Source organism: Gorillibacterium terrae (assembly GCF_051594785.1).
GTDB lineage: Bacteria > Bacillota > Bacilli > Paenibacillales > NBRC-103111 > Gorillibacterium.
In genome coordinates, this window is sequence record NZ_JBPPGI010000001.1 from 2,135,646 (window position 1) to 2,148,365 (window position 12,720).

At 57.9% G+C, this 12,720-nt stretch carries 7 protein-coding genes; 2 read left to right on the plus strand and 5 right to left on the minus strand.

Features of this window, described 5'->3' with window-relative positions; all coding sequences use genetic code 11:
* Positions 1-20: 20 nt before the first annotated feature.
* The gene (xylA, locus tag ACSEXS_RS09510) at positions 21-1,337 is read left to right on the plus strand and encodes a xylose isomerase (protein ID WP_438432916.1); all 1,317 of its coding nucleotides are present in this window, start codon (positions 21-23) and stop codon (positions 1,335-1,337) included.
* A 148-nt stretch (positions 1,338-1,485) separates the two neighbouring features.
* Here xylA and ACSEXS_RS09515 read toward each other — a convergent pair whose 3' ends face one another.
* The 5 genes from ACSEXS_RS09515 to yiaY all read right to left on the minus strand — a co-directional run bounded on the left by ACSEXS_RS09515 (position 1,486) and on the right by yiaY (position 11,547).
* Positions 1,486-3,198 (minus strand): ATP-dependent nuclease, encoded by a 1,713-nt coding sequence (locus ACSEXS_RS09515; RefSeq protein ID WP_438432917.1) that lies wholly within the window; start codon positions 3,196-3,198, stop codon positions 1,486-1,488.
* Between the two features lie 172 nt (positions 3,199-3,370).
* Positions 3,371-5,512 (minus strand): DNA mismatch repair endonuclease MutL, encoded by a 2,142-nt coding sequence (gene mutL, locus ACSEXS_RS09520; protein WP_438432918.1) that lies wholly within the window; start codon positions 5,510-5,512, stop codon positions 3,371-3,373.
* A gap of 30 nt (positions 5,513-5,542) precedes the next feature.
* Positions 5,543-8,392 (minus strand): DNA mismatch repair protein MutS, encoded by a 2,850-nt coding sequence (mutS, locus tag ACSEXS_RS09525; protein WP_438432919.1) that lies wholly within the window; start codon positions 8,390-8,392, stop codon positions 5,543-5,545.
* A 233-nt stretch (positions 8,393-8,625) separates the two neighbouring features.
* Entirely contained in the window at positions 8,626-10,185 is a 1,560-nt protein-coding gene (locus ACSEXS_RS09530; RefSeq protein WP_438432920.1) for a glycosyl hydrolase, read from the minus strand.
* A gap of 207 nt (positions 10,186-10,392) precedes the next feature.
* Positions 10,393-11,547, minus strand: a complete 1,155-nt coding sequence (gene yiaY, locus ACSEXS_RS09535; RefSeq protein ID WP_438432921.1) for an L-threonine dehydrogenase — start codon at positions 11,545-11,547, stop codon at positions 10,393-10,395.
* Positions 11,548-11,746: 199 nt separating this feature from the next.
* Here yiaY and ACSEXS_RS09540 point away from each other — a divergent pair, with 199 nt between their 5' ends.
* Positions 11,747-12,619 (plus strand): helix-turn-helix domain-containing protein, encoded by an 873-nt coding sequence (locus ACSEXS_RS09540; RefSeq protein WP_438432922.1) that lies wholly within the window; start codon positions 11,747-11,749, stop codon positions 12,617-12,619.
* The last annotated feature ends 101 nt before the right edge of the window (positions 12,620-12,720 follow it).

Sequence of the window (12,720 nt, forward strand, 5' to 3'; positions counted from 1 at the left end):
AAACCCGGAGGGAATCATCCATGAGCTATTTCGGCAATGTGGACAAAGTCAAATACGAAGGCAAGCAATCGACGAATCCGCTCGCATTCAAGCACTACAACCCGGACCAGGTCATCCTCGGCAAAACGATGCGCGAGCATCTTCGCTTCGCCGTCGCTTACTGGCACTCTTACACCTATAACGGCAGCGATCCGTTCGGCGCCGGCACGATGCTGCGCGGCTACGACCGCTACACCGGCATGGACCTCGCCAAAGCCCGCGTTGAAGCGAACTTCGAGCTGCTGAACATCCTGGACACCGATTTCTTCTGCTTCCACGACCGCGATATCGCTCCGGAAGGCGACACCCTCCAGGAAACGAACAAGAACCTCGATACCATCGTCGCCCTGATTAAGGAAAACATGAAGACCAGCGGCAAGAAGCTGCTGTGGAACACCGCCAACATGTTCACCAACCCCCGGTTCGTGCACGGCGCCTCCACGACCAGCAACGCCGAAGTCTACGCATACGCCGCCGCTCAGGTCAAGAAAGCGCTTGAGCACGGCAAGGAGCTGGGCGGTCAAAACTACGTGTTCTGGGGCGGCCGCGAAGGCTACGAATCCCTGCTGAACACGGACATGGCCCTCGAGCTCGACAACATGGCCCGCTTCATGCATATGGCCGTTGATTATGCCAAGGAAATCGGCTTCGACGCCCAATTCCTGATCGAACCGAAGCCGAAGGAGCCGTCGAAGCACCAGTACGACTTTGACGCCGCCACCTCGCTGTCCTTCCTGCAGAAGTACGACCTGAAGAAGCACTTCAAGCTGAACATCGAAGCCAACCATGCTACCTTGGCCGGCCATACCTTCGAGCATGAGCTGCACGTCTCCCGCATCAACGACGCACTCGGCTCGATCGACGCCAACCAAGGCGACGTGCTCCTCGGCTGGGATACCGACGAATTCCCGACGGACCTGTACTCCTCGACGCTCGCCATGTACGAAATCCTCCAGAACGAAGGCGGCATCGGCCGCGGCGGCGTCAACTTCGACTCCAAGGTTCGCCGTCAATCCTTCGAACCGATCGACGTCGTCTACTCGCACATCGCCGGGATGGACTCCTTCGCCCGCGGCCTCGTCGTCGCCGCCAAGATGCTGGAAGACGGAGCCCTCAAGAAGGTGCTCGACGAGAAGTACGAAACGTTCAAATCCGGCATCGGCGCGGATATCGTCGCCGGCAAAATGGACTTCAAATCGCTGGAAGCCCATGCCCTCAAGAACAACCCGATCGTCAACAAGTCCGGCCACCTGGAGCTGGTTCGCGCTACGGTCAACCAGTACCTGCTGAACGCGTAAGACCCGTTCGCAACGGTAGTCAGAAAGTTAACGAATAAAAAACCTTAACAAAACAGAGCCGTGTATTTTTAGGGATTTAGATCTCGTCCCCTAAATACGCGGCTCTTTTCTTTTTTAGAACACTATATTATTATCAATCCCCTTTATTTTAACTTACAAGCATATCAATTACGCTTTTTACCTCTTCGTCTATTTCTTCAGCACGAATATTTCTTACCATCCTTGCTAAAGTACAACTCTTACTGTAGTTTTCTTTCATCCAAACATTTATATCACTTATAAGCTCCTTTCCACCTATTAAACTTATTTTTTCATCATTATTCGTCCATTTTTCTAGTATTAAAGTTCTCGCTTCTTCGTTACATTTTCCTATACCTTTGCTTCGATCTAATTTGTGTATTTGTTCAGAAATTTGGTCTGTAACACTTACTCTATAAGAATCGAGTAATTCGCTAAGTTGTATATTAAACTCTTCAAACTTAGAAATGGGTAAACCAGTTAATCGAAAAAGCATCATTGGTTTAATTAGGTAATTTTCTATCTCTTTTTTACTCCAGATATGTAGATTCAAGTGGCATTCTATTGCTTTTTTGTATTGCTTATTTATAGTCACCATTGGATAATAATCTCTATCAATTACACAAAAACACTTAACATGATCTTCTGTTTCGTTATGGAATAATTTGGCTGCGCCAAAAGCTTCATCAAGTCTACTCCATCCGCCTAATTCAACTGAAGGTAATAATTCAAGCGAATAATCACTGTCTGGATATATCTTTGAATGCAATTTTGATAAAATTTTAATATCTTTCCCCTCAACAAATAAACACTTTTTTGTATTAGAAATTCGAACTAACGATACATTATGAATACTTCCGAGTCCATCAATAATATGCTGTACTCCTTTTTTACTAATAGCATATGACATTTTTCTACTTGTTTTATCAATATCAATAATATTTCTAGGCTCTACCTCTGAAATAATCTCTACCGAATGTGTAGCTATAATTACCTGCTTAAACCTCCTTTTTATTAGTTTTAGTAATTTTCGTTGTAAGTCGGGATGCATATATACATCAGGCTCATCAAGGATTATTGTGTCACAATCCTTTGACCTGCATACGAACCAAATTATCTGAAGCCACATTTGAATACCGCTACCCATCAAACCAATTTCTGATGTAAATCCAGCATCTTCAACGGAAAAAAAGATATATTCGTTATCAGTGGAAGGTTCGACTAAGTCTCGTATTCTTAGTCCAGGCCAGGTATTTTCTGAGAGTGAGCAAAAATCTGAAAAAAAATAATTTTTATATAGCATAATTTCATTCCTAAAGTGGCGTGAAGATAAATAAGTGTCTTTATCTCCAACAATAGTATTTCGAGTTAGCATTTTCTCGTTTTCCTTAATCAACCCAATCTGAGGCAGAATATTAATATTGCTAAGATTACACAAATTCGCCTTGTTTTGCGAAGTTATTAATTCGCCTTCTTGGTTATAAATGCAAGCAAATGCTACTTTGCTATTAATAAAAATAATTATCTTAGAATTATCCTTAAAGAATGCAGTAATTTGAGCTGTAACGTCTTCGTAGAAGTAAATTACCCCTCGCAAGTCAATACGTAATTTATCTGTATTAATCTTGAACCCGCGAGTGCTCGCTGATATGCCTAAGGAACGTGGTGGTTCTGTATATAAGGTAGTACTCGCTTTATTTCGCGCGCTCGATATCATTCTCAAAGCTTCGACAACTGTCGATTTTCCAGCGTTATTTTTTCCTACAATAATTGTCAAGTCTTTAAAAGACATCGTTGAGTTTTTAAAACATCGATAGTTTTCAAATTGTACTCTTGCTATCATTTCCCATCCTCCTAGTACTTTCAGTAGTTTCTTAAGAAAATTCAATTTCCGATTTGACTCATCATAAAAAAGAACAGGGAGTAATTCAGATCTCAAACCTAACCCAAGATTATTTTTAATGAAAGATTTAATAGGAGGATGGGTACTAAGTTTTCAAAATGTACATAGTGCTTCACATCACGCGCTTGAACAGCTTCTCCAGCTCGTACAGCGTGAAGCTGATCAGGATCGGCCGGCCGTGCGGGCAAGTATACGGGTTGCGGCAGGCAGCCAATCGGTCAAGCAGCGATTCCATGTCGGCGCGGGTGATCGGCTGGTTGGCCTTGATCGACGCCTTACAGGAGCACATGGCGGCGGCAGCGTCGCGGAAAGCCGCCAGATCGAGCGCTTTCTTCTCCGTCAGCACCCAGTCGATCATTTCCTCGACGAGCGCCTTCTCTTCCCCGGCAGGCAGCCAGTGGGGATAGGCCCGCACGAGGAAGGACGAGCCGCCGAACGGCTCCAGGTACAAGCCCGCCTGCTCCAGAAGCGTTAGACGCGACTCGAGCACGGCGGCCTCCGCCGAGGTAAACTCCAGCGTCAGTGGCAGCAGCAGCTCCTGGCTCTCTTCGCCGGGCCGCCCGAATTTGTCGCGGTAGTATTCGTAATTGATCCGCTCGTGCGCCGCATGCTGGTCGATCAGGTACATCCCCTCCTCGTTCTGGGCGACGAGGTAGGTGCCGTGCACCTGTCCGACCGGCTCCAGCTTGGGAAAGGACGGGAGCACCGGCGCCGAGCCGTCCTCCGGCGAGGACAGGCGCGCGAGCTGCTCGGCGGTCAGCATGCCGCCCGAGCCGCCGCCCGCGGGACGGCCGTACGGCGTTCCCGGCGAAGCCGGACGGGGGTAAGCCCCCGTCCCTTCCGCTGCGGAACGCGGAGCGCCGCCTGCGGGAGCTTGGGCCGGGTTGCCCGAAGCCGTCCGGCCTCGGTCGGCCGTGAAGCCGCCGGGCATGCGGAGGTCGGCCGCGTTCGTGACCGGACGGAACGGATTCGGTTCGCCCGGCGAAGCGGTTCCCTCTTGCGGGAAGGGCCGCACGCCTTCCTGCCAGGCGGCGGAGCCTGACGGTCCAGCGCCGGCGGTACGGCCGAACGGCGAGCCCGCAGCGGCGTCGGAGCGGGCCGCACCCTGCCCGCCGAAGAACGGCGCATCGCCCTCCCGTTCGGGCGGCGCGGGCGGCAGCGGTGAGCGCTCTGCCGGATTCCCCTCGTCCGGCCGATACAGAGCGAATTGCTCCTGCACAACCGCATTCTTGCCGACCGGCGTCCGGCTGCCGCCGGGAATCAGCGTCTGCCGGCCCAGCGCTTCGCGGACGGCCGCTTCCGTCAGCGCGACCAGCTCCGCCTCCTTGCTGAAGCGGACCTCCAGCTTGGAGGGATGCACGTTCACGTCGAGCAGCGACGGGTCCATCGTCAGATGCAGCGCTCCGACCGGGTAGCGATTGACCGGGAGCAGCGTGTGATAGGCCCGCAGAATCGCCTGGGTCACCGCGAAGCTGCGGATGTAGCGTCCGTTCACGACGAGGGTCAAGGCCGCCCGACCGGTGCGGGTCGTCTCCGGCCGGGACACGAAGCCGTGAATGACGTAATCGAGGTCCTCCGCCTTGACTTCGACCATGCTCTTCGCCGTCGACGCCCCGTAGACGGCAGCCAGCACGCCGAGCAGGTCGCCGTTGCCGAGCGTATTCAGCAGAGTGTGTCCGTTGTGGCGGAGCGTGAAGGCGATCTCCGGATGAGCCATGGCGATTCGGTACAGGTAATCCGAGATGTGGCCGAGCTCCGTCTGTATTGTCTTCATGTACTTTAACCGGGCCGGCGTGTTGTAGAACAGCTCGCGGACCCGGATATCCGTCCCGCGCTCGGCAGCCGTTTCCTCGGCGGCGACGAGGGCTCCGCCTTCAATCGCCAGCCGCTTGCCCAACCCGTCCTCGCGGCCGGTCGTGACGCATTCCACCTTGGCGACGGCCGCGATGCTGGGCAGCGCCTCGCCGCGGAAGCCGAGCGTGCGGATTTGGAACAGCTCCTTGCCGTTCTTGATCTTGCTCGTGGCGTGACGGGCAAACGCGATCTCGCAATCGTCGTCGGCGATGCCCGAGCCGTTGTCCTTGACGCGGATCAGCTGGAGTCCGCCTTCTTCCACGGTTACATCGATCCGCGTGCTGCCGGCGTCCACGGCATTCTCCACCAGCTCCTTCACCACGGAGGAGGGCCGCTCCACTACTTCGCCCGCCGCGATCTGGTTGGCGATATGATCGTCGAGAATATTGATGATCCCCATCCCGGTTCCCCCTTTCCCTATCCGCTTCCGTCAGCGCCCGGCTTTGGCGTCGGCCTCGCCCAGCTTCTGCTTCAGCTCATACAGGAAATTCATCGCCGCAAGCGGCGTCATGTTGATCAGATCCGCCGTCCGCAAGCGGTCGGCCAACTGCTGCAGCTTGGCGTCCGCCTTACGCGAAGGCGAAGGCTCGGCGGGCGGCTCGGCGAACAGGCTGAGCTGCACCGCCCCGGCTTCGGCGCTCCCGTCCGGAAGGGTCGGCTCGGCCGGAACGCTTGCGTCGCTGGCCCGCGGCGGTTCAGCCGGCGCATTTGCGGCATCGGCCCGCGGTTCGGCCGGTTCGCTCTCGCCGAGAGCATTCGGCGACTCGGCCGGAACGCTTACGTCGTCGGTCCGCGACGGCTCAGCCCGTTCCGCTTCCCGCCCCGCCGCCGCAGGGCGCTTATCCGCCAGGGCCGGAGCCGCCTCCAACACGGCGGCTTGCTCCTCCGCGCCCTTCGTCTCGAACACGTTCAGGAGCGTGTACGAACGCTCGATGATCGAATCCGGCAGCCCGGCGATCCGGGCGCAGTAGATGCCGTAGCTGGTGCTGGCCGCGCCCGGGATCAGCTTGCGCAGGAAGGTCACCTCCTGGCCGCTCTCCTTGACGGCCATGCAGGCGTTGCGCAGCCGGGCCAGACTCTCTTCCAGATGGGCCAGCTCGTGGAAATGGGTCGAGACCAGCGTCTTGCAACCGATCCGGTCATGCAGGAACTCGATGACCGCCTGGGCGATCGCCATCCCTTCGCCGGTCGAGGTGCCGCGGCCGAGCTCGTCGATGATGACGAGGCTCCGCTCCGTGGCCTTCTCGGTCATGACGCGGATGTCCATCATCTCGACCATGAACGTGCTCTGTCCGCCGATCAGGTCGTCGGCCGCGCCGATCCGCGTGAAGATGCGGTCGATGAGCGGCAGCTCGGCCCGTTCGGCGGGAACGAAGCAGCCGATCTGGGCGAGGATCGACAGCACCGCCACCTGGCGCATGTAGGTGCTCTTCCCGGCCATGTTCGGGCCGGTGATGAGCAGCACATGCGTGTCGTCCCGCACGAGCCGCGTTCCGTTGGCGATGAACGAGGCATCGCCCATAACCGCTTCGACGACCGGGTGGCGTCCGCCTTCGACGACGAGGTTATACCCGTCCGTGACGACGGGGCGGACGAACCGGTTCGCCGCGCTCACGGCGGCAAAGGACTGCAGCACGTCGACCGAAGCGACCGCCTCGGCCAGCTTCTGGAGGCGGCGGATTTCCCCGCCGATCCGGTCGCGCAGCTCGCAGAACAGCTCGTACTCGAGCCCGAACATCTTCTCCTCGGCCTCGAGAATGAGGGCTTCCTTCTCCTTCAGCTCCGGCGTGATGTACCGCTCGGCGTTCGCCAGCGTCTGCTTGCGCTCATAGAGCCCCTCCGGCAGGGAGGCGAGATGCGCCCGGGTGATTTCGATATAATAGCCGAACACCTTGTTGTAGCCGACCTTGAGCGACTTGATGCCGGTGCGTTCCCGCTCCTGCCGCTCCAGCCCCGCGATCCAGGTCTTGCCCTCGCGGCTGGCCGTCTTCAGCCGGTCCAAATGCTCGTGATAGCCGTCGCGGATAATGCCGCCTTCCTTCACCGACAGGGGCGGGTCTTCGACGATCGCAGCCTGAATCCAGCTTAGCACGTCGGCGCATTCGTCCAGATTCTCCGCCAGCCGGCGCAGGGTTTCCGAGCCGGTGGCAAGACAGGCGGCGCGGAACGCCGGCATCTGCTCCAGCGAGCGGCGGAGCGCCGCCAGGTCGCGGCCGCTCGCGCTGCCGTAGGAGATGCGGCCGACCAGCCGCTCCAGGTCGTAGACCTCGCGCAGCACAAGCCGCAGTTCCTCCCGCTCGATGAGGCGGCCGACCAGCTTGTCTACCGCTTCGAGCCGCTCCTCGATCCTTCCTAGGCTGAACAGCGGCTTCTCGATCCAGCGCCGGAGCAGGCGGCCGCCCATGGCCGTCTCGGTCTTGTCGAGCAGCCAGTAGAGCGAGCCCTTCTTCGTCTGCTCGCGGACGGTCTCGGTCAGCTCCAGGTTCCGCCGCGTAAACGGGTCCATGGTCATGAACTGGTCCGTTTCGTAGAAGCGAATCTCGGTCATATGCGCGAGCGAACGCTTCTGGGTTTCCTTGAGGTACGTCATCAGCAGCACGACGGCGTCGCGCGCGGCCGGGTCGAGCCGGTCCAGGTCTCCCGCGGCAAAATGCCCGCGCACAAACTCGTCGTCCCGCTTGTTCCAATCGGTCCGCGGCACGCTCGCCACCATCGGCAGAGCGGCGAGGCGCTCCAGCATCGGACCGTGCGCCAGCAGCTCTGCGGGCTGAAAGGCGGTCAGCTCGTCCGCCAGCCGGTCGGCGGAGCTGTCCAGCCAGGTGACGTGCAGCTCGCCGGTCGACAAATCCCCGGCTGCGAAGCCGTACCGGTCCCCGACTTCGACGGCGCAAGCGATATAATTGTTCGCCCGCTCGTTCAGCAGCTTGCCGTCCATCAGCGTGCCGGGCGTGACGATGCGGACGATCTCGCGGCGCACCATCCCCTTGGCCGTGGCCGGGTCCTCCATCTGCTCGCAAATGGCGACCTTGTAGCCTTTTTCGATCAAGCGGGATATGTAATTCTCGGCCGAATGGTAGGGAACGCCGCACATGGGAATGCGTTCCTCGAGTCCCCCTTCCCGGCCGGTCAGGGTCAGCTCCAGCTCGCGGGAGGCCTGGATCGCATCCTCGAAGAACATTTCATAGAAATCGCCGAGCCGAAAAAACAAAAACGCATCCGGCACCTCGGCTTTCACGGCCAGATACTGCTGCATCATCGGGGTATACGTCAACGGTTCCATCCTCCATCATCTCCCGGTCCGCGCATCCGCTCCGTCGTCCATAGCGGCCCGCGTTCCAGCTTTGCCCGAAGCCCATCGGGCGGTTCCCGTCCGGGCTTGGGGCATTCCGGGGCAAAACTTCACCTTCCAGTATACCACACCGCAGGCCGTTCTTCGAAAGAGAAAGGGCCCGCCTGCGGGGCCGAATCAAACGGCGGCTTAAGCAGGCGGGCCCCGGAAGAGGCGACTCCTTATTAATCCGAAAGTCCATACGTCTTCAGATTGGCAGGCAGTTCGTCGAGGGTGATCACGTAATCGCTGTTGAATACTTTTTTGAGATGCTCCTGCGGGTTGTATTTGCCGTCGGTGAGGTAATCCCCCGTCCAGGTGCTGAACCAGCTCCAATGGGCTCCGTACTGCTGCAGCAGATCGGGGTCGGGAATAATGCCGTCTTCCGGAAGGGCGACCAGCTTCTTGTCGTTCACCAGCTCCAGCAACCGGTCGTACTGGTTGCTGGACGGGCTGAAATCGCCGACCTCGTTGTAGATGTCGGTGCTGACGATATCCACGACGTCGTCACCGGGGTACCAGTCCTTGGCAACCGAATTCCACACCCAGATCAGGTTGTTCAGCTTGTGATGGTTGGTTAGGCGGTCGTACATCAGCCGGTACAGCTCCTTGGCCGGTTCGGCCCCCTTCGAGCCCCACCAGAACCAGCCGCCCTCTGCCTCGTGCAGCGGCCGCCAAAGCACGGGGATATGGGCATCCTGCAGCCGTTTCAACTGGACGGCGATCGCATCGATGTCGCGAAGCAGCAAGCGATAGTCCTCCGAATTCTTGTCGGCCAGCGCTTTTTGCACGTCAAAGGCGGTCGAGTCCGCATAGAAGCCTCTCCACCATTCCTTGCCCTCCGTGTCGAACAGGCCGCTCGGGGAATTCCAGTGCCAGCAGAGAGAGACGATGCCGCCCTTGCCCGCCCAGTCGAAGATATTCTCGATTTCGGTACTGGTTGAGCCGTGCTCGACGCGCGAAGGGGAATACTCGATCAGGTCAAAAGAGAACACCGCCGGCGCTTTGCCGGTAACGAGCTGGAGAAACTCCAGGTTCTTGTAGTCTTGCTGCCCCGAGAGAATCTTGTTGCCGTAGAGGTCGACCAAGTAATTCATCAAGGCTTGCGCTTCCAGAGAGGCGTTCGGATTAACCAGCGTCTTCGCAACCTGATGCTCTTTCTTGCCCGAAGCGGGCGTCAGCTTGACGTAATCCAGGTTGTACCATCCCCAGCCCGCATCAAACCGGATCGTATTTTCTCCTTCATTAAGCATGACTTTTCCCGCGGAAAGCTCCTTAAATGTTTTGACCGTCGTCAAGGCAACCTCACCCATGGATTGCCCGTTGACGGACAGGTTCGTCTTCTTATCGCCAAACGGCGCGCTGTAGCCGATCGTCAGCTCATAGAGTCCTGCGGCTGCAGCGGTTACATGGAGCTCGGCGCTGCCTTTCTCGATGAACACGTAGCCCTTGCCCGAAAAGCCGGCATCCTTGCTCTCAATCGAGGCGCCGCTGTCGAGCACGCCGTCCTCCGCTTCCGCTTGAACCGGCTTTGCCTCAGGAGCGGGACTGGCGGCGGTTGCGGCAGGCGTAGCCGAGGCGGCGGAAGCACCGGTCGACGGCGACGTGACGGCAGAGGCCGAAGGAAGGACCGAAGGCTCCTCTGCATCGGATGCATTTCCCCGAGGCCACAGCGCGGCCGTCACAACGGCGGCAAGGATAACAACAATAACAACAATCGGTACCAACAAACGCGGATTCTTCATAAAAGCTCTCCTTCTGCCTGGATGATTCGCCCTTTCGGTTCATGTAAGCGATACCAACAGTATAAACGATAACCAATCAAATATCATCTTTTTTTATTTTATTGTTATCTTGTTATGCAATGTTCAAATAACAAAAAAACGCCTCCCGAGATCGGGAGGCGCCTGGTGAAACGCTCCATGGCAGTGGAGCGGACATCAGCTAATCGCTTACATCGCATTGCGGAACAGCTCGACGACCTGGCTGTGCGTCGGCTGAATCGGGTTGGTGGCGCCGCAGGCATCCTTCATGGCGTTGGTCGCCAGGGTGTCAAAGTCGGCTTCCTTGACGCCCAGCTCGGCCAATCCCTTCGGGATGCCGACTTCCGCCGCCAGCGCTTCGATCGCTTCGATGGCGCGGGCTGCGCCTTCTTCGGCGGACAGCCCTTCCACGTCGACGCCCAACTCCTTCGCCACATCGCGCAGACGAACGGCTGCGGCCGTGGCGTTGAAGCGTTCGATGTGCGGCAGAAGGATTGCGTTGCACACGCCGTGCGGGAGGTTGTAGAAGCCGCCGAGCTGATGGGCCATCGCGTGCACATAGCCGAGGCCGGCGTTGTTGAAGGCCATCCCGGCGAGGAATTCGGCGTAGGCCATGCGGTCGCGGGCTTCGGCATCGCTGCCGTCGCGAACAGCCGCGGCCAGATAATCGCGGATGAGGCCGATCGCTTGCAGAGCGCAGGCGTCGGTAATCGGCGTGGCATCGACGGAGACATACGCCTCGATCGCATGCGTCAGCGCATCCATGCCCGTGGCGGCGGTCAGCGATTTCGGCATCGCCATCATCAGATCCGGGTCGTTGACGGCAATGGCAGGCGTGGTGTGCTTGTCCACGATCGCCATCTTGATGTGGCGGATTTCGTCCGTGATGATGCAGAACATCGTCATTTCGCTCGCAGTTCCCGCCGTCGTGTTGATCGCCACCAAGGGCAGCTGCGGCTTCGCCGAGCGGTTGACGCCTTCGTAATCGGCGATCTCTCCGCCGTTCGCGGCAACCAGGGCAATCCCCTTCGCGCAGTCGTGGGGCGAGCCGCCGCCCAGCGAGACGACCATGTCGCAGTCCGCTTCCTTCAGCATCGCGAGGCCTTCGCGGACGTTCGTGACCGTCGGGTTCGGCTTGGTGCCGCTGTAGACCACCGATTCGACGCCCGCTCCGGTCAGCACGTCTTGAACTTTGGCGGCGATGCCGATCTGCACCAGCACCTCGTCGGTGACGATCAGCGCTTTATGGAAGCCCATGCTCTTGATTTCCTCGCCCGCGGCCTGCAAAGCGCCCGAGCCCATCAGGCTGAGGGAGGGCATTGCAAATTTATACACTTTTGTCATAGGGTAACATCCTTTCTTTGATCCATTATCTGTGGTACGATGTTATTTGTTTCACAAGCTCTTCCTTTAGCCTAACAAACCGGTGCGTCGAAAACTAACCGAAACTATGAAAAACTAGCTCAATTTTTTACCGAGCCCGCTTCCGCCGTTTCCGGTAGACGCCGGCGAAGAACTGCCCGATTCGGAGGAGTGTTGCCCCATGGAGCGCTGTTTGCATAATTTTGACCGCTATGATGAACTTCATTACAGCTTCGAATCGGAGTCGCTGCGCATTCTCTATTACGATCTGCCGCAGAGCTACGCGGAGACTTACGCCTCCTATGAAAACCCCCGGGTCTGCCTGATCCTCGACGGGGAGAAATCCGTAACCTTGAACGAGACGGAAAGCTTTCATTACGACGCGAGCGAGTTGATACTTCTGCCGCCGCACAGCCGGGTGGACATGTCCATCGTGCGCCCGACCAAAGCGCTCGCCTTGGAGCTGAACGACCATCTGCTGGACAAGCTGCGCGGGCCCGTGTCCGAGGAGCTGGAAACTCAGCTGACGGAGCTGAACCCCGCCCTCCACCGCTATCCCCTGAACGGCGAAGCCCGGCTGCTCGCCGAGCCGCTGGAGCGAATCAAGGCTTGTCTCGCGGGCAATCCCGCCGATCACGCCTTCCTCATGGACCTCGCCGCCCAAGAGATGGCGTACCATGTCCTGCGGCTGGAGGGGTCGAGGAACCTGCTCGGCCCGAACAGCACGCACCCGATTCGGCGGGCGATCCGCGACATTCACGACCACCTGCTGGACCTGCCCCATATCAAGGAGCTTGCCGCCGGCTACAACATGTCCGCCGCCCATTTCACCAACCAGTTCAAGAAGATCACCGGGCTCTCGCCGCTCGAATACATCACCCACCAGAAGCTGCTCGTCGCCCGCGATCTGCTGCGCACGAAGAGCGTCACGGAAACGGCCTACGACCTGAACTACGAGAACCTTTCGCATTTCATCGCGCTGTTCAAACGGAAGTTCGGCATGACGCCCAAGCAGTATCAGCTCAGCCTGCAGCCGCTCGCCGCCGTGCATTAACCTCGGCCCTCATACGTAAGCCAACACGCCAAAGACCCCCGGAGTCGGCAGCCGCCTTCCGGGGGTCTTGATCTTTGCCTATCGGGGCGAACCGCAGCCGC

What these genes read in the sequence shown, in the direction of transcription:
- xylA (WP_438432916.1), top strand. Translation starts at nt 21, where the DNA reads ATGAGCTATTTCGGCAATGTGGACAAAGTCAAATACGAAGGCAAGCAA.
- ACSEXS_RS09515 (WP_438432917.1), bottom strand. Translation starts at nt 3,198, where the DNA reads ATGATAGCAAGAGTACAATTTGAAAACTATCGATGTTTTAAAAACTCA.
- mutL (WP_438432918.1), bottom strand. Translation starts at nt 5,512, where the DNA reads ATGGGGATCATCAATATTCTCGACGATCATATCGCCAACCAGATCGCG.
- mutS (WP_438432919.1), bottom strand. Translation starts at nt 8,392, where the DNA reads ATGGAACCGTTGACGTATACCCCGATGATGCAGCAGTATCTGGCCGTG.
- ACSEXS_RS09530 (WP_438432920.1), bottom strand. Translation starts at nt 10,185, where the DNA reads ATGAAGAATCCGCGTTTGTTGGTACCGATTGTTGTTATTGTTGTTATC.
- yiaY (WP_438432921.1), bottom strand. Translation starts at nt 11,547, where the DNA reads ATGACAAAAGTGTATAAATTTGCAATGCCCTCCCTCAGCCTGATGGGC.
- ACSEXS_RS09540 (WP_438432922.1), top strand. Translation starts at nt 11,747, where the DNA reads ATGGAGCGCTGTTTGCATAATTTTGACCGCTATGATGAACTTCATTAC.